At 60.3% G+C, this 23,673-nt stretch carries 17 protein-coding genes; 11 read left to right on the forward strand and 6 right to left on the reverse strand.

The window, feature by feature from the left end:
- Positions 1 to 213 precede the first annotated feature (213 nt).
- The 7 genes from RMV17_RS23595 (at position 214) to RMV17_RS23625 (ending at position 7,203) form a co-directional block, all read left to right on the forward strand.
- Positions 214 to 1,140, forward strand: coding sequence for a glutamate/aspartate ABC transporter substrate-binding protein (locus RMV17_RS23595; RefSeq protein ID WP_008079434.1), 927 nt, complete (start codon positions 214 to 216; stop codon positions 1,138 to 1,140).
- Between the two features lie 193 nt (positions 1,141 to 1,333).
- Positions 1,334 to 2,080: an amino acid ABC transporter permease gene (locus RMV17_RS23600; RefSeq protein WP_016986630.1), complete on the forward strand. Its 747-nt coding sequence runs from the start codon at positions 1,334 to 1,336 to the stop codon at positions 2,078 to 2,080.
- Positions 2,080 to 2,751 (forward strand): amino acid ABC transporter permease, encoded by a 672-nt coding sequence (locus RMV17_RS23605; RefSeq protein ID WP_003227756.1) that lies wholly within the window; start codon positions 2,080 to 2,082, stop codon positions 2,749 to 2,751. The genes RMV17_RS23600 and RMV17_RS23605 overlap by 1 nt, the downstream gene beginning before the upstream one ends.
- Positions 2,748 to 3,482 carry an amino acid ABC transporter ATP-binding protein gene (locus RMV17_RS23610; protein WP_007963947.1) on the forward strand — a complete coding sequence of 245 codons (735 nt, stop codon included), beginning with the start codon at positions 2,748 to 2,750 and terminating at the stop codon, positions 3,480 to 3,482. Before RMV17_RS23605 ends, RMV17_RS23610 begins: the two co-directional genes overlap by 4 nt.
- A gap of 144 nt (positions 3,483 to 3,626) precedes the next feature.
- Positions 3,627 to 5,528 (forward strand): ATP-binding protein, encoded by a 1,902-nt coding sequence (locus RMV17_RS23615; protein WP_311882935.1) that lies wholly within the window; start codon positions 3,627 to 3,629, stop codon positions 5,526 to 5,528.
- A 44-nt stretch (positions 5,529 to 5,572) separates the two neighbouring features.
- Positions 5,573 to 6,853, forward strand: a complete 1,281-nt coding sequence (locus RMV17_RS23620) for a sigma-54 dependent transcriptional regulator (RefSeq protein WP_230669467.1) — start codon at positions 5,573 to 5,575, stop codon at positions 6,851 to 6,853.
- 11 nt (positions 6,854 to 6,864) lie between these two features.
- The gene (locus tag RMV17_RS23625; RefSeq protein WP_186622895.1) at positions 6,865 to 7,203 is read left to right on the forward strand and encodes a GlpM family protein; all 339 of its coding nucleotides are present in this window, start codon (positions 6,865 to 6,867) and stop codon (positions 7,201 to 7,203) included.
- A 223-nt stretch (positions 7,204 to 7,426) separates the two neighbouring features.
- Here RMV17_RS23625 and RMV17_RS23630 read toward each other — a convergent pair whose 3' ends face one another.
- Together RMV17_RS23630 and RMV17_RS23635 are read right to left on the reverse strand one after the other, a co-directional pair.
- Positions 7,427 to 8,092: a DsbA family oxidoreductase gene (locus RMV17_RS23630; RefSeq protein WP_311882940.1), complete on the reverse strand. Its 666-nt coding sequence runs from the start codon at positions 8,090 to 8,092 to the stop codon at positions 7,427 to 7,429.
- 163 nt (positions 8,093 to 8,255) lie between these two features.
- The gene (locus tag RMV17_RS23635; RefSeq protein WP_034153578.1) at positions 8,256 to 9,290 is read right to left on the reverse strand and encodes an alpha/beta fold hydrolase; all 1,035 of its coding nucleotides are present in this window, start codon (positions 9,288 to 9,290) and stop codon (positions 8,256 to 8,258) included.
- A gap of 217 nt (positions 9,291 to 9,507) precedes the next feature.
- Here RMV17_RS23635 and RMV17_RS23640 point away from each other — a divergent pair, with 217 nt between their 5' ends.
- Both RMV17_RS23640 and metR read left to right on the forward strand, forming a co-directional pair.
- Complete coding sequence (locus RMV17_RS23640) at positions 9,508 to 15,069, forward strand: dermonecrotic toxin domain-containing protein (protein WP_311882943.1); 5,562 nt, start codon at positions 9,508 to 9,510, stop codon at positions 15,067 to 15,069.
- Positions 15,070 to 15,205: 136 nt separating this feature from the next.
- Positions 15,206 to 16,123: a transcriptional regulator MetR gene (gene metR, locus RMV17_RS23645; RefSeq protein WP_007916739.1), complete on the forward strand. Its 918-nt coding sequence runs from the start codon at positions 15,206 to 15,208 to the stop codon at positions 16,121 to 16,123.
- A gap of 110 nt (positions 16,124 to 16,233) precedes the next feature.
- Here metR and RMV17_RS23650 read toward each other — a convergent pair whose 3' ends face one another.
- The 4 genes from RMV17_RS23650 to RMV17_RS23665 form a co-directional block, all read right to left on the reverse strand.
- Positions 16,234 to 16,731: a GNAT family N-acetyltransferase gene (locus RMV17_RS23650; RefSeq protein WP_034153530.1), complete on the reverse strand. Its 498-nt coding sequence runs from the start codon at positions 16,729 to 16,731 to the stop codon at positions 16,234 to 16,236.
- Positions 16,732 to 16,733: 2 nt separating this feature from the next.
- A complete protein-coding gene (locus RMV17_RS23655) occupies positions 16,734 to 17,372 on the reverse strand; it encodes a LysE family translocator (protein ID WP_311882944.1) in 639 nt (212 codons plus the stop codon).
- Positions 17,373 to 17,395: 23 nt separating this feature from the next.
- Complete coding sequence (locus tag RMV17_RS23660) at positions 17,396 to 17,830, reverse strand: NUDIX domain-containing protein (RefSeq protein WP_311882945.1); 435 nt, start codon at positions 17,828 to 17,830, stop codon at positions 17,396 to 17,398.
- Positions 17,831 to 17,897: 67 nt separating this feature from the next.
- Positions 17,898 to 19,259 carry an HD domain-containing phosphohydrolase gene (locus tag RMV17_RS23665; protein WP_311882946.1) on the reverse strand — a complete coding sequence of 454 codons (1,362 nt, stop codon included), beginning with the start codon at positions 19,257 to 19,259 and terminating at the stop codon, positions 17,898 to 17,900.
- Positions 19,260 to 19,511: 252 nt separating this feature from the next.
- Here RMV17_RS23665 and RMV17_RS23670 point away from each other — a divergent pair, with 252 nt between their 5' ends.
- Positions 19,512 to 21,770, forward strand: coding sequence for an EAL domain-containing protein (locus RMV17_RS23670; protein ID WP_311882948.1), 2,259 nt, complete (start codon positions 19,512 to 19,514; stop codon positions 21,768 to 21,770).
- Positions 21,767 to 23,641, forward strand: a complete 1,875-nt coding sequence (locus RMV17_RS23675; protein WP_108226574.1) for a putative bifunctional diguanylate cyclase/phosphodiesterase — start codon at positions 21,767 to 21,769, stop codon at positions 23,639 to 23,641. The genes RMV17_RS23670 and RMV17_RS23675 overlap by 4 nt, the downstream gene beginning before the upstream one ends.
- The last annotated feature ends 32 nt before the right edge of the window (positions 23,642 to 23,673 follow it).

Raw genomic sequence — 23,673 nt, forward strand, 5'->3', positions numbered from 1 at the left:
ACCGGATCAGCCAAGGTGAAAAATACCGCCACAAAACTTTAATAACGTTATAAATCATCAACTTAGCTATCAGCGACTGGTCTGGCACGAGTCATGCTCTACACTCTCTCGACGAATGCCTGTTGTGCCAACACTTCAGGAGCCGTCAGGCATTCGAAGCACAAAAGGGCCGACGAACTGGCTCCATAAAAAAAACAATTCGAGGAAAATTTGATGCGCATCGTTCCCCATATCCTGGGCGCAGCCATTGCGGCCGCTCTGATCAGCACGCCAGTTTTCGCCGCCGAACTCACCGGCACCCTGAAGAAGATCAACGATTCGGGCACCATCACGCTCGCTCACCGCGACAGTTCCATTCCGTTTTCCTACATTGCAGATGCTTCCGGCAAGCCAGTGGGCTACTCCCACGACATTCAAGTGGCCATCGTTGAAGCGCTGAAAAAAGACCTGAACAAGCCAGACCTGCAGGTCAAGTACAACCTGGTGACCTCGCAAACCCGTATCCCGCTGATCCAGAACGGCACCGCGGATATCGAGTGCGGCTCCACCACCAACAACGCCGAACGCGCCCAGCAAGTCGACTTCACCGTCAATATCTTCGAAATCGGCACCCGTCTGCTGGTCAAGAAAGACAAGGATGGCAAGCCGTCCTACGCTGACTTTGCCGACCTGAAAGGCAAAAACGTCGTGACCACCGCTGGCACCACGTCCGAGCGCATCATCAAAGCGATGAACGCCGACAAGCAGATGGGCATGAACATCATCTCCGCCAAAGACCACGGCGAATCCTTCAATATGCTGGAAAGCGGCCGCGCCGTTGCCTTCATGATGGACGACGCCCTGCTGGCCGGCGAAGAAGCCAAGGCCAAGAAACCGGCTGACTGGATCATCACCGGTACTCCACAATCCTTCGAAGCCTACGCGTGCATGGTTCGCAAAGACGACCCGGCCTTCAAGAAAGCTGTCGATGACGCTATCGTCGCCCTGTACAAGTCTGGCGAAATCAACAAGATCTACAGCAAGTGGTTCGAAAGCCCGATTCCACCAAAAGGCCTGAACCTGAACTTCCCGATGAGCGACAAGGTTAAAGATCTGATCGCCACCCCGAGCGACAAGCCGGCGCCTGACGTAAAAATCTGATTCCTGACTAACCTTATTGCCTGAGGGGGCCACTCTCCCTCAGGCGTCTGTTACTACCTGCGGGCTTTACTGTGGAACACTCGACCTGGCGGTTTTCGAGCCGATCGCGTGTGCCTGACGTTCAACGTCAGGCGGGAAAGGATCTTCCCCAAGCGGGTGCTTGTACATCGATCGATCTCGAGGGGAGACCCTAATGAATTACAACTGGGACTGGGGCGTGTTCTTCAAGTCCACCGGCGTCGGCAGCGAGACTTATCTCGACTGGTACGTCACCGGTTTGGGCTGGACCATTGCCATCGCCATCGTGGCCTGGATCATCGCCTTGCTGCTGGGCTCCATTCTGGGGGTCATGCGCACGGTGCCGAACCGCATCGTATCGGGCATCGCCACCTGCTACGTGGAGCTGTTCCGTAATGTGCCGCTGCTGGTGCAGCTGTTCATCTGGTACTTCCTGGTACCCGACCTGCTGCCGCAAAACCTGCAGGACTGGTACAAACAGGACCTCAACCCGACCACCTCGGCTTACCTGAGCGTTGTCGTCTGCCTGGGCCTGTTCACCGCCGCCCGTGTTTGCGAACAAGTACGCACCGGCATCCAGGCGCTGCCACGCGGCCAGGAATCCGCCGCGCGCGCCATGGGCTTCAAACTGCCGCAGATCTACTGGAACGTGCTGCTGCCCCAGGCCTACCGGATCATCATTCCGCCGCTTACCTCGGAATTCCTCAACGTCTTCAAGAACTCCTCCGTGGCGTCCTTGATCGGTTTGATGGAACTGCTGGCGCAAACCAAACAGACCGCTGAGTTCTCGGCCAACCTGTTTGAAGCCTTCACCCTGGCCACGCTGATCTACTTCACCCTGAACATGAGCCTGATGTTGCTGATGCGCATGGTCGAGAAGAAAGTCGCAGTGCCCGGCCTGATCTCCGTGGGGGGTAAATAATGGACTTCGATTTCAGCGGCATCATCCCCGCCATTCCGGGCCTGTGGAACGGCATGGTCATGACCTTGCAGTTGATGGTCATGGGCGTGGTCGGCGGCATCGTGCTGGGGACCATCCTCGCACTGATGCGCCTGTCGTCGAGCAAACTGCTGTCGCGGGTGGCCGGCGCTTATGTGAACTACTTCCGTTCGATCCCGCTGCTGCTGGTGATCACCTGGTTCTACCTGGCGGTGCCGTTCGTACTGCGCTGGATCACCGGTGAAGACACGCCAATCGGTGCGTTCACCTCCTGCGTCGTGGCCTTCATGATGTTCGAAGCCGCGTACTTCTGCGAAATCGTCCGGGCCGGTGTGCAGTCTATCCCCAAAGGCCAGATGGCCGCCGCGCAAGCAATGGGCATGACCTATGGCCAGACCATGCGTCTGATCATCCTGCCCCAGGCGTTCCGCAAGATGACCCCGTTGCTGCTGCAACAGTCGATCATCCTGTTTCAGGACACCTCGCTGGTTTACACCGTGGGCCTGGTGGACTTCCTCAACTCCGCCCGCTCCAGCGGCGACATCATCGGTCGTTCCAACGAGTTCCTGATCTTCGCCGGTGTCGTCTACTTCATCATCAGCTTTTCCGCCTCGCTGCTGGTCAAGCGTCTGCAAAAAAGGTTTGCCGTATGATCTCTATCAAGAACATCAACAAGTGGTATGGCGACTTCCAGGTGCTGACTGATTGCAGCACCGAGGTCAAAAAAGGCGAAGTGATCGTGGTCTGCGGCCCGTCGGGTTCCGGTAAGTCGACCCTGATCAAATGCGTCAACGCGCTCGAGCCGTTCCAGAAAGGCGACATCGTCGTCGACGGCACCTCGATTGCCGACTCGAAGACCAACCTGCCGAAACTGCGTTCGCGCGTTGGCATGGTGTTCCAGCATTTCGAACTGTTCCCGCACCTGACCATCACCGAAAACCTGACCATCGCGCAGATCAAGGTGCTGGGCCGCAGCAAGGAAGAGGCGACCAAGAAAGGCCTGCAACTGCTCGAACGCGTTGGCCTGTCGGCGCATGCCCACAAGCACCCGGGACAACTGTCCGGTGGTCAGCAGCAGCGTGTGGCGATTGCCCGGGCGCTGGCGATGGACCCGATCGTCATGCTGTTTGACGAACCGACCTCGGCGCTCGACCCGGAAATGGTCAACGAAGTGCTCGACGTGATGGTGCAACTGGCCCACGAAGGCATGACCATGATGTGCGTAACCCACGAAATGGGCTTCGCCCGCAAAGTGGCCGACCGGGTGATTTTCATGGACGCCGGCAAGATCATCGAGGACTGCCCGAAAGAGGAATTCTTCGGCGACATCAGCGCCCGCTCCGAGCGCGCGCAACACTTCCTCGAGAAAATCCTGCAGCACTAAAAGCAAACCCGCCTCCCCCTGTAGGAGCTGCCGCAGGCTGCGATCTTTTGACTTTTTTTTCAAAGATCAAAAGATCGCAGCCTGCGGCAGCTCCTACAGTGGATTGGTGAAGTTTGTTGTGGTGGTTGACCCAAGGCAACTGTGATGAAATGCGACCCCAATCTCTATCGCGCCGCGCCGCCATCACTTGCCGTGAAACCCCGTCTGATTCGTCATTTGTTCCTGCCGCCACTGATCATCGCCCTGATGATCGGCCTGGGTTTTATCGGCTTCTGGACCAGTGAACATTTCGGCATCCGTAGCCTCGGCGAGAGCGGCCAGCGTCAACTGGAACTGCACGCCCGCGCCGTCGAAAGCGAAATCAGCAAATACACCTACCTGCCCAGCCTGCTGGAACTCGAAACGAGTGTGTCGCAGCTGCTGGCCGACCCGACCCCGGAACACCGGCAAGCGGTCAACGATTACCTTGAGGGCCTGAACCGGCGCAGTCGCAGTCGGGCCATCTACGTCATGGACACCACCGGTCGCGTCATGGCCACCAGCAACTGGCGCGATGTCGACAGTTATCTCGGTGAAGACCTGTCCTTCCGCGCCTACTTCCAGAAAGCCATACGCGGCGAACCCGGGCGCTTCTACGGGATCGGCAGCACCAACGGCGAACCCGGTTATTACCTCGCCCACGGCCTCGAAGAGCACGGCAAGATCATCGGCGTCGCCGTGGTCAAGGTGCGTCTGGAAGCCATGGAAGAACGCTGGCAGCGCGCTCGCCTGGAAGCCTTTGTCAGCGATGAAAACGGCATCATCATTCTTTCCAGCGATCCGGCCCGGCGCCTTAAAGCGGTCATTCCCTTGAGTGAAACCACCAAGGAAAAACTCGCGCGCAGCCTGCAGTACTACTGGTTTCCGCTCAACGAATTGCAACCGTTGGCTCGCGAAACCCTGTCCGAAGGCGTGGAGAAACTCACCTTCCCGGCCAATAGCGAGGTGCAGTCAGGCGAAGACGACATCAGCTATCTGGCGCAAACCCGACCGCTGAGCGACACGCCGTGGAATTTCACCCTGCTCACCCCCCTTCAGGATCTGCGCCGTGAGGCGATCAACCAAGGCATTCTCGTCGCCGTCGCATTCGCGCTGGTGGCCTTCCTGCTGATCGCCTGGAACGAGCGGCGCAAGGTCATCGCCACCCGCCTCGCCGCCCGCGAAGCCCTGCAGGAAGCCAATAATCAACTGGAGCGTCGGATTACCGAACGCACCACCGACCTGCGCGCCAGCAATGAGCGACTGAAGAGCCAGATCCGCGAACGCCGTCAGGCTGAAGAGACGTTGCGCCGCGCGCAGGATGAACTGGTGCAGGCCGGTAAACTTGCCGCCATTGGCCAGATGTCGACCAGCATTGCCCATGAATTGAACCAGCCGCTGGCAGCAATGCGTACGCTGTCGGGCAACACCGTGCGTTTCCTCGAACGCGGTCAGCTGGATGTCGCCAGCACCAACCTCAAGACCATCAACGACCTGATCGATCGCATGGGCCGGATCACTGCCAGTCTGCGTTCGTTCGCCCGACGCGGTGACAATCAGGGCCAGGCCAGCCTCGGCAAAGCCGTGGACGCTGCGCTGCAGTTGCTCGGCGCACGCCTGGAGAATTCGGCGCTGCAGATTCACCGGCAGTTTATCGATGTGCAGTTGCAGATCGACCAGACCCGCCTCGAACAGATTCTGGTCAACCTGATCGGCAACGCCCTCGATGCGATGCAAGCGCAACCGCATCCCGAACTGTGGCTGGAGGGCGAAGAATTCAACGCCAAATATCGCCTGCGCGTGCGCGACAACGGCCATGGTGTCGATGCCGAAGCACGCAAGCATCTGTTCGAACCGTTCTTCACCACCAAACCCGGCGAACAAGGCCTGGGCCTTGGTCTGACTCTATCCGCCAGCCTCGCCGCCGCCACCGGCGGGCACCTGGGTGTTGAACACCCGGCCAGCGGTGGCACCACCTTCGTCCTCAGTTTACCGTTGGTAAGCCCTACTCCTGCCGAGCCAATATGAACCCTGAACTCAGTGTACTGATCGTCGAAGACGACCCCCATGTGCTGCTCGGCTGCCAGCAGGCGCTGACCCTGGAAGACATTCCCTGTGTCGGCGTCGGCAGTGCCGAAGAGGCGCTGGAAAAGGTCGGCGACAACTTTGCCGGCATCGTCATCAGCGACATTCGCCTGCCGGGCATCGATGGCCTGGAACTGCTGACCCGCCTCAAGCAACGCGATCGCAGCCTGCCGGTGGTGTTGATCACCGGCCACGGCGATATTTCCATGGCCGTCGGCGCAATGCAGAAAGGCGCCTACGACTTCATGGAAAAACCGTTCTCGCCCGAGCGTCTGGTCGACGTCGCCCGGCGTGCGCTGGAGCAACGCAGCCTCGCCCGCGAAGTCTCGTCGCTGCGCCGCCAACTGGCCGAGCGTGATTCCCTCGAGGGGCGGATCATCGGCCGCTCGCCAGCGATGCAGAATCTGCGCGAACTGATCGCCAACGTCGCCGACACCTCGGCGAACGTACTGATCGAAGGCGAAACCGGCACCGGTAAGGAACTGGTCGCCCGTTGCCTGCACGATTTCAGTCGACGCCACAGCAAACAGTTCGTCGCGCTTAACTGCGGCGGTCTGCCGGAAAACCTCTTCGAAAGCGAGATCTTCGGCCACGAGGCCAACGCCTTCACCGGCGCCGGCAAACGCCGTATCGGCAAGATCGAACACGCCGACGGCGGCACGCTGTTCCTCGACGAAGTGGAAAGCATGCCACTGCCATTGCAGATCAAACTGCTGCGGGTGTTGCAGGAACGCACCCTTGAACGCCTCGGTTCGAACCAGAGCGTGGCCGTGGATTGCCGGGTGATCGCGGCAACCAAATCCGACCTCGACGAAGCGAGCAAGGCCGGTGAGTTCCGCAGCGACTTGTACTACCGCCTCAACGTAGTGACGCTGGAGTTGCCACCTTTGCGCGAACGCCGCGAAGACATCCTGCAACTGTTCGAACACTTCACCCAGCAATCGGCCCTGCGCTTCGACCGTGCGTTGCCGGCGCTGGACAACCAGACCCTGTCGAACCTGATGAGCCACGACTGGCCGGGCAACGTGCGCGAACTGCGAAACGTCGCTGAACGTTTTGCCCTTGGCCTGCCCGCGTTCAAGAAGTCCGGTGCCAACGGTGGAGGACAAGGCCTGGGCTTTGCCGAAGCGGTGGAAGCGTTCGAGCGCAACTTGCTCAACGACGCCTTGCAACGCAGCGGCGGCAACCTGACCCAAGCCAGTCTTGAACTGGGCATGGCCAAGACCACGTTGTTCGACAAAGTGAAGAAGTACGGGTTAAGCCATTAAGCGAGAACGATGTGGATCTGTTTTTCAAAGCCTTGCTGGGCGCAGCGGTGGTGTTGATCATCGCAGCGTTGTCGAAAACCAAAAACTATTACATCGCCGGGTTGGTGCCGCTGTTTCCGACGTTTGCGCTGATTGCGCATTACATCGTTGGCAAGGGGCGTTCGGTTGAGGATCTGAAGACCACGATCGTGTTCGGGATGTGGTCGATCATTCCGTACTTTGTGTATCTGGCGACGTTGTATGTGATGGTGGATCGGCTGCGGCTAGAGGCATCGCTGGCGGTGGCGGCGGTGGCCTGGTTGATGGCCGCCACTGTTTTGGTGACTGTGTGGGTGCGCCTGCACAGCTAAGGTCAAAAGCTACCCTCACCCCAGCCCTCCCGAAACGTCGGACCGCCCGGAGGGAGAGGGGGCCGACCGAGGTGTCTTGCGTCTGACATTGACCTGAAAGATCCAGTTGATTATGGATTCGGTACAGCACGTTTAGGTCGGTGTACAACTCCAGCATCCCCCAATCAGTCCCCTCTCCCTCTGGGAGAGGGTTAGGGTGAGGGGCTTTTGGCTCCTACCGATATCAACTAACCGTACCACCCTTCGACTCAGCCATGATCTGCCGGATCGCTCCGACAAACGTCTCCACCGGCTGCCCGCCCGTCACCGCGTATTGCCCGTTGAACACCACCGTCGGCACCGAACTCACCCCACGCTGCAGCCACAACTGCTCCTCCTCGCGCACCTCATCGGCAAATTCGTCCGACGCCAGAATCGCCTCGGCTCGCTGGCGATCCAGCCCGACGCTTTGCGCAACCTGCACCAGTTGCCGGTGATCCGACGGATTGCCGCCATCACTGAAATACGCCTTGAACAACGCCTCTTTCAACGGCAGCTGCACACCTTCAAGACCGGCCCAATGCAGCAAGCGATGCGCATCGAAGGTGTTGTAGATACGACTGTTGCCGTCAGTGCGAAAGGCAAACCCGAGTTCAGCGCCACGGGCACGAATCGCTTCGCGATTCTTCTGCGATTGCTCTGGCGTCGAGCCGTACTTCTCTTGAATATGCTCAGCAATGTTCTGCCCATCAACGCCCATTTTCGGGTTCAGTTCGAAGGGTTGGAAACGGATCTCGGCCTGCACTTCGTTGCGCAGGATCTCCAGTGCCTGTAACAGGCCACGCAAACCGACGACACACCAAGGGCAGGAGACGTCGCTGACAAAGTCGATTTTCAGAGCGGAATTCATCAAATACCTCGCAGGGGAAATCGTGCGGGAAAGTTTGCACGATACACCTGCTCCAGATTTTTTGGTGACCATAGCGGCCCCTTCGCGAGCAGGCTCGCTCCCACCCTTGGAATGCGTTCTCCTGCTCGCGAAGAGGCCCGCTCAGACATTACAAAGACCTTGGTTACAGCAAATTCCCGCCCACCGCCGGCTCAATCTGCGCCCAGTGCGAAGCGTCTTCACGATGCGCCTGCAGATACGGCAACACCGCCGCCAGCAACGGCTCCTTGAATGCCTCCTGAAAACGATGAGCCAACCCCGGAATCAGCTTCAACTGGCTGCCACGAATGTGCGCCGCCAAATGAACCCCGTGCATCACCGGCAACAACGGATCCGCCGTGCCATGCACCACCAGCGTCGGTACCCGCAACTGGTTGAGCAACGCCACCCGACTTGGCTCGGCAAGAATTGCCATGATCTGCCGCTTCACGCCTTCGGGGTTGAACGCGCGGTCATACGACAGCGCAGCTTGATGCAACAAGGCCTGCCGATCATCCGCGACGGCCGGGCTACCCAGTGCCGCGAGCAAATCAGCCTGTTGCTCCAGCGCCACCTGGCGATTCGGTGCACCGCGCCGTGATAAAAGCTGCACCAGCGCGGCACTCGGAGCCGGCAGACCTTCGGCGCCAGAAGTGGTCATGATCAATGTCAGACTTTCGACCCGCTGCGGCGCCATCGCGGCCATGTGCTGGGCGATCATTCCGCCCATGCTCGCGCCCAATACGTGAAATTGCTCGACGTGCAACGCGTCCATCAGGCCGAGTGCATCGTCGGCCATGTCAGTCAGGCTGTAGGGCGCCGCCACCGGCAAGCCGAGCTTGTAGCGCAGTACTTCAAAGGTCAGATTGGCTTCAGGCGGCGCCTGACGCCACGTCGACAGGCCGACATCGCGGTTGTCATAGCGAATCACCCGAAAACCCTGCTGACACAGCGCGACCACCACTTCGTCCGGCCAGTGGATCAACTGTCCACCCAGGCCCATGACCAGCAACAACGCCGGATCCGACGCGCGACCAATACTCTGGTAAGCAAGACTCACCTGCTGCAGATCAACGTGCTCGGTCGGCACATTCACATCGCAACGCGCCGCCGCCCACGACGATGATCCGAAAAAAATCGCGGCCAACAAAGCCGCGACCGATAAAAAACCCTTAGCCATGAAAAACACCGAAACGCAGAACCCCAGTAGAGCGCGAGTCTGATGAAGTTTGTTCAAGCGCGCTGCCACACTTCCATGACAGTTTGATGAAGAGCGCCGAGCGGTCATGGGCGTTTGTTGCAAAGAATATCTATGTACCGCCATCGCCTTGCGCGATTTCTCTTGAATGACTCGCTCAGGGACGGATTCCCCGCCCCGCCATGCGAGTCACGCCACCATGCCCGATCGCCTTATTCTGGATGAGCTCCGCGCACCGTCACCGCTGCCCGAGACCGTCGAGCACCTGCCAAAAACCATTGATGACAGCCTGTTGCTGCAGGCCAGCCAACGCTGGCACGCCAGCAGCGAGGGTTTGCGCGACTTGTTTGCCGCCAGCCCGGCCCTGCGCGATAGCGTCAATGAGCTGCTGCGCCAGCAGCTGCAACTGGACGGCGAAAAAACCGGACTGCGCTTTGCTGCCACCGATGACGAACCGGAACACACCGTCAGCCTTACCGATGCCTGTGCCTTTGTCGTTCAACACCCAACGCTGGAAACCGATCTGGATCAGCGCTGCAGCGTGACGGGTCTCCGCTCGAATCACCCGCTGTACGCGTTAAAACCCGTGCAGCTCCTTGAAAAGCTGAAGGCGCTCGATCCACGCAAAAGCCACGAGATTCGCTGGGCAGCGTTCTGGGACGCGCGCGCCCCGCGCACACCGATGTCGCGGCGTGCCCGCGCGACGCAACTGTACCGGGCGCATTTCGAAGCCACCGCACACACAGCCCTTGCCCACCAGACCATTAGCGCGGTGCAACTCAAGACCCTGCAACAGATCATCGACTCTAGCGCCAGCGCACTGAGCATCGATGGGCAACCCGTCCACACCGAAAAACCGGCACTGGTGCTGAGCAATCACAGCAGAGTCAAACTCCCCGGGGCGTGGGTCATCAGCGTGGGTGATGTGGCCACGGCCGCTCCGTTGCTATATCTGCCCAGCCACCCCGTGTCGATCCAGGCGTTCGAGACCCGCGCCGACCTGCAAACCTGGCTGACCGCGCATGTGCAGATCCCCACCGATCTGCCCAAGGAAATCCTGCGCTTTGACTACACCGCAGCGGTCAACCCGATGGTCACCGGGGCAAGCGATCTGTTCGCCGACCGACACCACGCGCAACTCGATGCCTTGAGCAATGCCAACAAAGGTAAACCCGGGATAAGGGAACACGGCGCGCGATCACTGGTGCATGTCGAGCTGATTGATCATCAGCGCAGCAGTGCGATCATCGTGGCTGCCCCGCCAAAACCGGTTACGCCCGCCATCGATATCGAAACGGATGAGAAAACGCTGTTCGGCAGCCTGTCGGCCGGTATTCCACTGGCCGTGCGACAAGCGGCGCTCAAACGCGAACGCGATGCGCTCGAACGCTTGCAGGACAACGATCGCGACGGTTCCCGGTATCAGCAATGCAAGGACGCCCTCAAAGCGCTGGAGACGGCCGAGCAAGCCGGCGAGACCGCCGCCACATCACTGCTGTACAGCGAAAGCGCCCTTGATGTGACGCCCGCAAACACAGCGCTAACCGCCCTGCGTCAGGCGCATCAGGACGGTTTGTATGCCGAAGCCAGACTGCAAGCGGCCCTGGGCCAACTCGACAGCGCCGAACACGCTCTGCTTAAAGCCGTGCTGGACACCCCCGTAGCGGCCGAGCGCGACGCTGACATCACAGCGGCCAGCCTGACATTGACGCTGACCGAAACCAAAGACGAGACCGTTACGACGCAGAGCGAACCACTCAAGGGCGCGCTGGTCATTGGTCGAAAGGCGGCACTCTCGGACAGGGCATCGACGTCCAGCCTGATGCTTTACTGGATGGGTAGCGGCGGTGGCCTGCAATGCTTCGCCGATCGCCGGACCCTGGAGCGTGAGGTGTTCAGGATTATGGACCGCGACAGCGACCTGACCCTGCAACTGAACCCCATCAGCACAAACCCGCTGCATCACTGCCTCAATGCGCTGATGACCGACTTCGAAGCGAAAGCCACGAGTCTGCGCGGTAAACCTGAACAGGCTGACGCTCTGGAACTTCTGCGCCTGGGCTGTCTCGCCCATGTGCAGGTCCCGGTTAACGCCGCCAGAAGCCTGTCCTTCGCCCATCGGCAGGACCAGGAGCGCAGTGGCACCCTCGCCGGCCATTTGCCGGGCTGGCTGATCAGACTCAAGGCAAACGAGCGTAGCTCGCTGAAACAGAATATCGAGGCGTACATCGCGGCGATGCGCCAAAGCCACGCGCTCATGACCCTCGCGCTGGAACCCCGTGACGACTTTACCCGCCGCCACCTGCACGCCCGGCTGCGCAAGGATTTTTCCCTCGAAGGCCACTTTTCCGTAGAGGTCGAATTGCCCGACTCGACCAAAATCGAACAGGTTCCCGAATCGGGGCCCGGTGGCGTCAGGACTACGACGACTATTGTGGCTAGCAAGACTTACAGCAAAATGTCACTGGAAGACTTGGCCCAGCTCAATATCGACAACGTGCACTCAGTGCTCAATGACTCACTGTCGCAGCGCCTGATTTTCCTGCGGCTGGAGGTCACCGCGACGCTGAAACAGGATCGCATTCGCCTGCTCAACGGCATCAAATTGCCCTATTTGCGCAAAGTCTTGCCGGAACTCGACCTGCCAAAAGCCTATGAGCAGAAGATCCACGACGCCTTCAGGGGCGCCGCCAGCGAGGCGGATTTTGTCAAACAACATCGCCGGGAAAGCCTGATCGAGCCCTGGCGTCTGATGCTCAAAATACAAAGCGAAAATGCGCGCCTGCAAAAACACCTCAGAGACGATGAGGCCGCGCTGCTGAACATCGCCATTGATGCCAATACCGAACAAGCGTGGCAAGCCAACGGCAAGCGCCTTGTCCTGTTGCCGGTGTCGCTGAAAGTGGGCGGCAAGGACACCCCCGGCGAAGGTCCGGTGACCCTGTCCGGCGTCAGCCTGATCGAAGAACAGATCAGCGGCGTCACCCTCTTGTATCTGCCAGACAGCCACGACGGGCAGTTTTTCCGCCGCTACGGCACGCTCGAAGCGGCGCGCAAAGGCCTGTTCACCTTGTGCGGGAGTGACAAGTGGATCGAGTACCTGGCGAACAGGGCTTTGCAGGGCAACGTCAGGGCCCATGTCAGCCGTATCGGTCAGGCCGTGGAAAAAAACTTCGACGCCATCATCGAAGTGGGTGCGCGCTGGCCGGCGACTACCTCATTCGCCGCGCACCTGCTCGATGTGCACATGGGGCGCCTGGTCGAAGCCCATCGCGGCACTTCGCGCTCCAATGATGAACTGTTCTTCGAGCGCTATGCGTTGAAAGGCCCGCGCGCCTTCAACTACATAAAAATGGCATTGGGGATGGTGCCTTTCGTCGGCACTGCGCTGGCCCTTTATCAGGCCTGGACCGCGGCCAATCAGGCCACCGCCGCGTTCCTGCGTGGTGAGGTGGCGGACGGTCTGGCGGAAATCGAGTCCATGTTGCTGTCGTTGATCGACGCCTTGATGGATCTGCTCCCGGGCGAAGCGGTGGCCTCGACACTCTCACGAACGACACGCGCGCTGACCCGGACTCGTCAGCTCCACGCGCTGGTCGGCAACGTGGCGACACTGCACGGCAGAACGCAGCGTCAGGCCAGGCATGTGCTGGCGCGCTTCAAGGATTACGATTATGAAAAGCCGATTTCCCTGGCAGGAATAGAACCCGCCAGCCACGGCCTCTACCGAGGGATCTACCGGCACGCCGACGGCGACTTCATCGAACGTCAGGGACGCCTTTATCAAGTGGAGCTGGACCGGGGTTCGCGCATTTGGCGTCTGTCCGGCAACTCGCAAAAAACCTATAAACAGCCGATCGCACTGGATGAAACCGGGCACTGGGACACCTGGTTCGGCGTCTACGGGACAACCCTTGAAGGCGGCCTGCCGGGTGGTGGCAATCTCGTCGGGCGTGTCGCCGATGCGCTGGACTCTTACTGGCCACCGGCGATCCGGCAACGCTTGCCGCGCTGGCTGATCGATCGTGACTTTCGCCGCCGGCGTCAACTGACCGCCACGGCTAATGAACTGGCTGGCCAACAGAAGGCCAGAGGAACAAAAAGCGATCGGACGCTCAGCCTCTACAGCGAAGCCGGGTTAGAGGAACGCCCAGCCCTGTGGGCGGCTGCCGAAGCCGCTTGCGTTGGCGATATCCAGATAGCCCGGCAGCGCTATCAGACATTGACGGAGCTGATTGAGCTGACCCCAGGCAGAAAGCGCAAGGAGATTATCCAAGTGCGAAGCAAGGCCGCATGGTTACTGACTGATCGCTATCGGCGGCGCGCCATTCACGCCGCAGAGAGTACTCAAACCCTGAAACTCAAGCTCAAGAAACTGAGGCAGGCATACAACGCGTTGCCATCCGACGCACTGGCTCAGCGCTCGAAAAGCCTGGAAGAGATACGGCTGATGCGTATCGAGATCGTGGAAAAGCTCGACCATATACAAGCGTTCAAGGAGCAGATGAACCACTGGTATGAACGCATGCAGGCAAAACACCGGCCGAAGATTTCCGCATTCGTCGACAGCTCCAACTCCCACTCCAGTCACAACGAAGCAAGCCTGTTGTACTGGAAAACCTCCCAACGCCTTGAAATCGTCAAGAAAGCCGGCAGCCTTGAAGATGTGTCGTGGGACTATCTGGCCGAGCTGGCAGAACCCCTTCGCCGCAAAATCGATCATGCCCTGTTCAACCAGTACAACCTGCCGAACATCATTGCCACGAAGAGCGAACGTAATCGTATTCTTCAAGAATGCGTCGACGCGTGCAGCGAGTTTCGTCGCGAGATGGCCGTCTGGACCGCCAGTTACCCGCAATTCTTTCATCTGGAAGTGGTCGATCCCTTGCTGGACGGCATTGACCGACTGGCCGCGCGGGCGCGCGCCGGGATCAACAAACCACCCGAGAAAAGGGTTGCCGGGCAACCGCTGCAGCGCATATTCATAACCGAAGACAACCAGCTGCGCCATGGCGTGGAGCAATGGGACAACGTGACTCAGACGCGGCGATATACATCCACCGGGCCCAGAGGCCATGAAGAAATCTGGGAGCAAGGCGCCGATGGTCGATTACGTCTGACCAACCCGCAAAACATCGCAATCCGCTCCCCTGCAGGGTTGAGTCTGGCCCAACTGGTCACCGAGGCACAGGAGCGCCTGGATAACCTGCCAGCTTACCGCGCCACGGTTCAGAGCAACGCCGACAGGGGCATGCTCCCGATCAATCTGGAACACATGATGACCAGCCAGGCTGGCGAGCTTAATGACCGCGCCAACCGCATCGCGGCGAAGTCGGCGCAGCATCCGCTCATCCAGCAATTGCGCACCAGGGCTGGCGAACTGGTCATGGAAGGTCGCGCCATACGCACCCATCGCTCACTGAGCAGCCTGCGCCCGACTGACGGCATGCTCGACGACCTCATCGGCCAGCGGGCGGTGGAGATACGCCGATGGAAGTCGATCAAAAAACTGAGTGACTATCAGGGCGAACCCAACTATATGCAGGAGTATGAAATCTGGAACATGAACGCGCAGCCTGAGCAATTGTGGTGGTATGCCCATTTCCACTACAACGCGTCTGACCGGCCTTTCCGGGATTTCAAGAGAGCCCACCTGAAACTGCTGAAGGATCAACGCCTGACGCATGCTGACGACCCCGACCTGCTCGATTCCAGAATCGAACAGCAGTCAATCGTCTTGATTCATTTCGAGAGGGTTTGAATCCGCGCTGCCCTGAGGCGCAGCGGGTTTGCGGCGGCACAAGTGAACGGCGACGTAATCGTCGACAAGCCCTTGCAACATGAGACAAACTCAACCTTTATGCGTTGACCACAAGTTTTACTCATGGAGTCCTGCGGTGCTTGAAATCCGTCACCTGAAAACCCTGCACGCCCTGCGTGAAGCCGACAGTCTGGTCGACGCCGCCGACCGCTTGCACCTCACGCAGTCGGCGCTGTCCCACCAGTTCAAGGAACTGGAGGAACGCCTGGGCATGGCGTTGTTCGTGCGCAAGACCAAACCGGTGCGTTTCACCAGCGCCGGTTTGCGCCTGCTGCAACTGGCCGACGCGACCCTGCCGCTGTTGCGCGCCGCGGAACGGGACATCGGTCGTCTGGCCGGTGGCACCGCCGGGCGTTTGCACATGGCCATCGAATGCCACAGCTGCTTCCAGTGGCTGATGCCGACCATCGACCAGTTCCGCGATGCCTGGCCGGAAGTCGAACTCGACCTCGCCTCGGGTTTCGCCTTCGCACCGTTACCGGCACTGGCACGCGGTGATCTGGATCTGGTGGTGACTTCTGATCCATTGGAAATCGCTGGCATCACCTATGTGCCGCTGTTCACTTACGAAGCCATGCTCGCGGTGGCCAATCAGCATGCATTGGCGAGCAAGCCGTACATCGTCCCCGAAGACTTGTTGACGGAAACACTGATCACTTATCCGGTGGAACGTGATCGCCTCGATATCTTCACGCGGTTCCTGGAACCGGCCGACATCGAACCGGCGCAAGTGCGCACCTCAGAACTGACGGTGATGATGATGCAACTGGTCGCCAGCGGCCGTGGCGTCTGCGGCATGCCGCACTGGGCACTGCACGAATACAGCTCGCGCGGTTATGTGAAGGGCAAACGTTTGGGGGAAAAAGGCTTGTTCGCCACGTTGTACGCAGCGATTCGCACCGACATGCTCGATGCACCGTACATGCGCGATTTCCTGTTGACGGCCAAGGACACGTCGTTCTCGACCCTGGACGGGGTCAGCGCCGTGCGCTGAGTCACTTGTGGGAGCGAGCCTGCTCGCGAAAGCGATGTATCAGACACACAAATAGTGACTGTCAGATTGCTTTCGCGAGCAGGCTCGCTCCCACAGGGATCAGCGCAATATCAGAGCTGTCGCCACATGTGGATCTTGTCGAAGTAGTCTTCACCCACCCGCACCGCCAAAGGTTCGAGGCCGAACTGGATGAAGCCGCAGCGCTGGTAGAGATTGAACGCGGCGTCATTGCCGGCGGTGACGGTGAGCTGGAGCAGTTTCAGCGCCGGATGGTTTTGCGCTTCGGCAATGGCCGCCTGCACCAGTTCATGGCCCAGGCCATGCTGGCGAAAATCCGCCGACACGTACATGCCGAACAACGTGGCTTTGTGACGGGCCTTTTCGCGCGGTTCAAAGGCCAGGCCGACGATACCGGCCAATGTGCCGGCCTCAAACGCGCCGAGCACTACATCGAGCTTGCTGGTCAGGCGCCCTTCCCACCAGCTCAATGGCATCACCGCGCGCTCGCGCACGCTTGAGGTGAACGCCTGCGGATGACGGTCGTAGGCCTCGAGCATCAGTTCGCGGTAAGCCAGGGCATGGCTGGCGTCCAGCCGTTCGATCCACATGTTCACGCCGTCCTGCGTTGCTCAAGCATCAGGCGCACGGCCAGACCAGCCAAAACGAAGCCCATGAAATAACGCTGCAGCGCCAGCCACGTCGGGTTGCGCACAAACCACGAAGCGATGGCCGCTGCGAACAGCGCGATCAGCAAATTGACAGAGAAACTGACGCTGATCTGCGTCAGGCCGAGCATGATGCTCTGGGTGAACACCGAACCGTGTTCAGGGGTGATGAACTGCGGAAACACCGAGAGGTAGAACACGGCGATTTTCGGGTTCAGCGCGCTGGTGAGAAAGCCCATGGTGATCAATCTGCGCGACGAGTCCGCCGGCAACTGCTGCGCCTCGAACGGCGAGCGCGCCCCGGGTTTCAGCGCTTGCCAGGCCAGCCACAACAGGTACAGCGCACCGGCCCATTTAAGCACTTCATAGGCCATCGGCACGGCAAGAAACACCGCAGTCAAGCCCGCCGCTGCCGCAAACAGATGCACAAAGAACCCCGCCACCACGCCGAGCAACGACGTCACCCCGGCCTTGCGTCCCTGACAGATCGAACGCGAAATCAGGTAGATCATGTTCGGGCCCGGCGTCAGCACCATCAGCAATGCGGCAGCGGCGAAGATCAGCAAGTCTTGAAGCGGGATCATGGCAAAGTCCTTTGCGTGGATGATCAGGCGATTGCGCTCAGCGACTTGCGATAAAACGGCAGGATCAGGTCACGTGTCAATGGCGCCAGATCGACAGCAGGATCAGTGGCGGGATCGACCCAGATCACTTCTTCGATTTCAGCCGCCGGGATCACGTCAGTGTCGATCGTCAGTTGAAAGATCTGCGCCTGAACGACAAACCCCGGTTCGTTGGCGGCAGGCGCCGAGAACTGCCCGAGAAATGCAGCCTGCGCCGGGTCGATCTGCAAGCCCAACTCCTCCTCCAGCTCACGCGCCAGTGCGTGCACCGGCAACTCGTGCGCTTCGATCTTGCCGCCCGGTTGCATGAACGCCGTAGTGCCGCGCTTGCGCACCAGCAGAGTCTGGCCTGCGGGATTGAGCACCAGCGCGGCGGCGATACGAATGAGGTTTGCAGAGACAACGGATGCAGAGGTCATGGGTCAGCCACCGGCCTGGAAAAACCGCAAGGATCCCACGCCCGGCCCAATGACGTCACCTCACCGATCATTCGCCCAGCGCCTTGAGCGTGGCTTCAACCTCCTCCGGCACCTTGACGAAAATCGTGTACTTGCCACCCTCCATGGCTTCGAACGCAATCAGCTTTTCCACCAACAGCGCACTGAGCACCTTGCCGGCATTGAGCAGCAGCATGCCGTTATCGGCATTCAGATTGCGCGCCAGAATCATCCCCGCCGCCAGGTCCCGAGTGGACAGTACCTTGACCGACGGATCGGCCAGCGTCACGTCGCTGAGAAATGCCGCACACACCTGAATGAAATCTTCGACCAGATCAGGATCATACAAACGCCCGGCGTACTGGCGCAGGTACAGCAGCGCTTCATCGCTGTTCATCTGCCGCTCGAGGATCAGACCGCGCTGCAACTCGACGAAATCCACCGCCAGTTTCAGCAAGCGCGAGCCGAACGGAATGCCCTCGCCCTTGAGCCGGTCGGGAAAACCGCTGCCGTCCCAGCGCTCCTGATGATGCAGGATCAGACGCGCCGCATCCTTCATCGGGTCCAGGGTCATGAGCAACGATTCGCTCTGCTTCGGATAACTGCGATAGCGCTCGCGTTCGGTATGGCGCAGCAGATCCGAGGGCGTGGTCATCATCGCGTCGGTCCAGCTCAGCTTGCCGATGTTGTACAGCGCCGCAGCCATGGTCAGGTCGCGGCTGGAGGCCTCGTCCAGCCCGTGCTGTTTGCAGTAGCTGCGCACCAGTTCGATGATCTGCCGGTTGGTCTGCTTGGCAGGTGGCAAGCGCAGATTGGCCAGCAGCGAAAACACTTCGGTGCCGGTGACATAGCTGTGCTTGAGCTCTTCGTACGCCAGATCGAGCATGTCGGCGGTTTGCTGCAGTTCGGCGGTGCGCGCCGCGACATGCTTTTCCAGAGTGCTGTTGAGCAGTTTGAGCTGGTCGTTCTGCACCCGGGTCAAGCGCTCCAGACGCTCGCGCTCCTGCTCGGAATGCTGGTGCTCGAGGGACTGGCGCAGAATCAGCAGCAGCTCTTCGTCATTCCACGGTTTGCTGATGTAACGGTGGATCTGCCCGTCATTGATGGCTTTGATGATCGCCGCCGGGTCGGCATAGCCAGTGAGCATGATCCGCACAGTCGCCGGATAACGCTCACGGACATGCGCCAGCAACGACGCACCGTCCATGCCCGGCATGCGCGCATCACTTACCACCAGGTTCACTGGCTGCTGCGCGAGGATCTCCAGCGCCTGGACGCCGCTGGTGGCCAACAGAAGATCGTAGGGTTGGCCGCGTAACAGGCGGCGCAGGCTGTTGAGGATCGACTCCTCGTCATCGACCAGCAGCACTGTGGGTCGATGCGCCGGCAGCGGCGCGGATGGCTCTTCCATGGCATGGCCTCAAGCAAACAGAGAAATAACGACGCACCGAGCCAACACTGCGCCGGTCCGCGCCTGAGTCCAAGGCTAGATGATTTTGGCCGGCCTTCACGCCGATCTTTGTCCGGGGCCGAAAGCGCAGTACCGGCGAGCCGACTATGCTGAAGACAGCGCAAGACTCCATCGGCTGATACAAACAGGCAAATGGCGAGGGAAAAGGATGCCCCGGATGACCACAGCATGCCTCCCCACGGGTGGCGCGGCATGACAACGCCAACCGTGCACATCAATCGCCGCGTGCTGATCGTTGACGACAGCCCGGCGATCCATGGTGATTTCGCCAAGATTCTCAGCCCGGTCATCCCCGGTGACGATGGCCTGGGCGAAACCGAGAGCCTGCTGTTCGGCACCCCGTCCGCCAGGCAATCCCAGCATTTCGAGCTGGACTCGGCGTTTCAGGGCCGCGAAGCCCTGGAAAAACTCGAGGCCGCGCTGGCGCAAAACCGCCCTTACGCCATGGCCTTCATCGACATGCGCATGCCGCCGGGCTGGGATGGTCTGGAAACCATTGAGCGGCTGTGGCAGGTCGATCCCAAGCTGCAAGTTGCGCTGTGCACCGCCTATTCCGATTATTCCTGGGAAGACATCGACCGACGTCTGGCGCTGAACGACCGGCTACTGATTCTGAAAAAGCCCTTCGACGCCATCGAAATCCGCCAGATGGCCAGCGCCCTCACGGTCAAATGGCAGATGACCGAAGACGCCGAACTGAAGATGAACCTGCTGGAGCAAGCGGTGCAGGAACGCACCCGGGAGCTGTCGGACGCCAACGTGATCGTGCAGAACAGCCCGACCGTTCTTTACCGTTTGCGCGGCGAACCCTCGTTTGCGCTGATGTACATCTCCCACAACATCACCCGTTACGGCCATGTTGCCGCCGACCTGGTGGGGTCGCCCGACTGGGCACAGGCACTGATTCATCCGGACGATCAGGCGAACGTCGATGCGGCCATGGCCCGGGTGCTGGATCGGCATGCGTCGGGCGCTTCGATCGAATTCCGCATGCGCACAGGTCAGGGCACCTGGCGCTGGGTAGAGAACCGCTACATCCCGGTGCGCGATCAGGACGGCCGTCTGCTGGAAGTCGAAGGCATCATTCTCGACATCACCGAACGTCGCCTGGCCGAGGAAAAACTGGCCTTGCTCGCGCGCTCCGATGGCCTGACGGGCCTGGCCAATCGCGCCACAGTGATCGAACGCCTGCATCAGGCATTCGCCGCCGCGCGGCGGGGGGCCATGCCGTTCGCGGTGTTCTATCTGGATCTCGACCACTTCAAGCGGATCAATGACACCCTGGGCCACCCGGTGGGCGATCTGCTGCTGCAGGAAGTCGCCCGGCGCATCAAGTGCGGCGTACGTGAAAGCGACGTGGTGGCGCGCCTGGGCGGCGACGAATTTGCGATCCTGCAACTGGACGTCAGCGATCCGACCCAATCCGCCGCGATGGCTGCCAATATCCGCGACGCGCTGCTGGCGCCCTACCAACTGGCCGGCAATGCGCTGCATATTTCGGTGAGCATCGGCATCAGCAGTTACAGCGACCTCAGCCTCGATGCCGACACGCTGCTGGGACAGGCCGACATGGCGCTGTACCGCGCCAAGGAAATGGGCCGCAACCAGTACCACTTCCATTCCGAGGAAATCTCCCGGGAAGTGGCCGAACGCATGACCCTTGTCGGTGAGTTGATGACCGCCCTCGAGGGCAATGAGCTGCTGCTGCGTTATGCGCCGGAGGTTGATCTGCACAGCGGCAGGATTCTCGGCATGGAGGCACAAGTCCTCTGGCAGCATCCCCGTCGCGGCCTGCTGCAGGCCTGCGACTTCGTGCCGATCGCGGAGAAAACCGGCGCGATCATTCCGCTCGGGCGCTGGGTGCTGGATCACGCCTGCCACCAGATGCATCTGTGGCGTAATGAAGGCGTCGCGCCGCCGGTGATGGCGATCAAACTCTCGCTGGCCCAACTCAAGAGCGGCCCCGAGTTGATCTACAACGTGCTGCGCACCACCGCCCGCTGGGAAATTGCGCCCTGGGACCTGCGCTTCGATGTCACCGAGGCTACGCTGGCCCAGACCAAGTGGACACACAACGACGCGTTGCCGCGCCTGCGGGAACTGGGCGTGAGCATCGCCATCGATGATTTCGGCACCGAATACTCCTCGTTCGACTACCTGAAAACCTACCGGGTCAATCACCTCAAACTGGCGCAGAGTTTTGTCAACAGTGCTGCCCACGATGTCGCCGGTGCCAATGCCCTGCGCGCGATCGTCAACTTCGCCCGGGACCTGGACATCGGCATCATCGCTGAAGGCCAGCCGTCGTCGGATCAGCCGAGCACACCACCCGCCGCGCCCCCGCTGCCGAGCGCCCGGGGCATGTATTTCAGTGCAGCGGTCAGCGCCGAACAGGCCGGGGATTTGCTCAAGGGCAGTGCCCGTCTGACGTTAAAGGAGGACGAGGCATGAAAACGCCTTTTCCCCAGACCAACCGGCGCATCCTGATCATCGACGACACGCCGGCGATCCACGATGATTTTCGCAAGATCCTCGCCCCGCAGGTGGCGGACGCCGTCGATTTGCAGCAACTGGAACAGACATTGTTCGGTAGCCAGCAGACGCCGCACCTGAGCTTCCAGCTCGACTCCGCCTATCAGGGACAGGAAGCGCTGGCACTGGTCAACCGCGCACTGGCCAGTGGCAATCCCTACGCCCTCGCCTTTATCGACATGCGCATGCCGCCCGGCTGGGATGGCCTGGAAACCATCGAGCAACTGTGGCGGGTCGACCCGAATCTGCAAATCGCCTTGTGCACGGCGTACAGCGACTACAGCTGGGAAGCGATGGCCGAACGGCTGGAGTTCGGCGATCAGTTGCTGATCCTGAAAAAGCCGTTCGACAGCCTGGAAATCCGTCAGATGGCCAACGCCCTGACCTGGAAATGGCAACTGGCGCAGGACGCGGCGTTGAAGATGCTCAGCCTTGAGCGGACCATCGAGGCGCGGGTACACGAACTGCTCAAAGTCTCGCACCTGCTGCAATACGACAGCCTCACGGAACTGCCCAACAGCACCCTGCTCGGTGATCGCCTGAGCCAGGCCATGGCGGTGTGTCGGCGGCATGACAAACAACTGGTGGTGATGTTTCTCGGCCTCGATCGCTTCAAGCGCATCAACAATGCGCTGGGCCATCCGGCGGGTGACGAGATGCTCAAACGGGTCGCTCGACAACTGTTGTCCTGCGTGCGCGATTCGGACTCGGTGTTTCGCTACGGCTCCGACGAGTTCGTGGTGATCCTCGGCGACATCAACCACCCTCAGCAAACCCACGGCATCGCGGAAAAACTCCTCGCCGCCATTCGCCTGCCGCAGATGATTGCCGGCCACGACGTCAGCGTCACCGCCAGCCTTGGTATCAGCGTCTACCCCGATGACGGCCTCGAAGCCACCGAGCTGATCAAGAAGGCCGAGACCGCGATGCGCAACGTCAAGGAACAGGGCCCCGACAGCATCGGTTTCTTCATCGAAGCCATGAACCAACACGCCCGGGAACAGCACAGCATCGAGTCGGGCATTCGCCGCGCCCTGCAGGAACATGAATTCGTCCTGCACTATCAGCCGAAAATCGACCTGCGCACAGCCGCCGTAGTGGGTGCCGAAGCACTGTTGCGCTGGCAAAAACCGGGGCATGGCTGGGTCTATCCGGCGGACTTCATCCCGGTGGCCGAGGACAGTGGCCTGATCGTGCCGTTGAGCAAATGGGTGCTGGCTGAGGCCTGCCGGCAGACCCGCGCCTGGCAATTGGCCGGACTGCCGCCGATCCGCATGTCAGTCAACACCTCGCCGATCGATTTTCGCCAGCGTGATTTCGTCGCCGGCATCGAACGCGTACTGGAACAGACAGGTCTGGCCCCCGAGTGGCTGGAACTGGAAATCACCGAAGGCGTACTGATGCAAAACGTCGAGGCGACGATGACGGCGCTCAATCGCCTGAAGACGCTGGGCACGCGTCTGGCCATCGATGACTTCGGCACCGGCTATTCCAGCCTGAGCTACCTGCGGCGGTTTCCCATTGATGTGCTGAAGATCGACCAGTCGTTCATTCGCAACCTGTGCAACGACCGCAATGATGCCGCGCTGGTCAGCGCGATCATCAACCTGGGCAAGAGCCTGGGCCTGGACGTCATCGCCGAGGGCATCGAAACCGCCGAACAACTGGCGTTTCTCAAGGCCCACCATTGTGAAGAAGGCCAAGGTTACTTTTTCAGCAAGGCGCTGCCGGCAGACACGTTTGCGCGTTTGCTCGCCGGTACGCAACCCACGCCCTGGACGATTGAATGAGCACTGTAAAAGCGGCCGTGAGTCAGGGAGAC

It is taken from the genome of Pseudomonas sp. VD-NE ins (genome assembly GCF_031882575.1).
In the GTDB taxonomy this organism is placed as follows: Bacteria; Pseudomonadota; Gammaproteobacteria; order Pseudomonadales; family Pseudomonadaceae; genus Aquipseudomonas; species Aquipseudomonas fluorescens_BZ.

Bases quoted from the DNA above. Each gene is read 5' to 3' on its own strand.
- RMV17_RS23595 (WP_008079434.1), top strand. From the start codon at position 214: ATGCGCATCGTTCCCCATATCCTGGGCGCAGCCATTGCGGCCGCTCTG.
- RMV17_RS23600 (WP_016986630.1), top strand. From the start codon at position 1,334: ATGAATTACAACTGGGACTGGGGCGTGTTCTTCAAGTCCACCGGCGTC.
- RMV17_RS23605 (WP_003227756.1), top strand. From the start codon at position 2,080: ATGGACTTCGATTTCAGCGGCATCATCCCCGCCATTCCGGGCCTGTGG.
- RMV17_RS23610 (WP_007963947.1), top strand. From the start codon at position 2,748: ATGATCTCTATCAAGAACATCAACAAGTGGTATGGCGACTTCCAGGTG.
- RMV17_RS23615 (WP_311882935.1), top strand. From the start codon at position 3,627: ATGAAATGCGACCCCAATCTCTATCGCGCCGCGCCGCCATCACTTGCC.
- RMV17_RS23630 (WP_311882940.1), bottom strand. From the start codon at position 8,092: ATGAATTCCGCTCTGAAAATCGACTTTGTCAGCGACGTCTCCTGCCCT.
- RMV17_RS23635 (WP_034153578.1), bottom strand. From the start codon at position 9,290: ATGGCTAAGGGTTTTTTATCGGTCGCGGCTTTGTTGGCCGCGATTTTT.
- RMV17_RS23640 (WP_311882943.1), top strand. From the start codon at position 9,508: ATGCCCGATCGCCTTATTCTGGATGAGCTCCGCGCACCGTCACCGCTG.
- RMV17_RS23650 (WP_034153530.1), bottom strand. From the start codon at position 16,731: ATGTGGATCGAACGGCTGGACGCCAGCCATGCCCTGGCTTACCGCGAA.
- RMV17_RS23655 (WP_311882944.1), bottom strand. From the start codon at position 17,372: ATGATCCCGCTTCAAGACTTGCTGATCTTCGCCGCTGCCGCATTGCTG.
- RMV17_RS23660 (WP_311882945.1), bottom strand. From the start codon at position 17,830: ATGACCTCTGCATCCGTTGTCTCTGCAAACCTCATTCGTATCGCCGCC.
- RMV17_RS23665 (WP_311882946.1), bottom strand. From the start codon at position 19,259: ATGGAAGAGCCATCCGCGCCGCTGCCGGCGCATCGACCCACAGTGCTG.
- RMV17_RS23670 (WP_311882948.1), top strand. From the start codon at position 19,512: ATGACAACGCCAACCGTGCACATCAATCGCCGCGTGCTGATCGTTGAC.
- RMV17_RS23675 (WP_108226574.1), top strand. From the start codon at position 21,767: ATGAAAACGCCTTTTCCCCAGACCAACCGGCGCATCCTGATCATCGAC.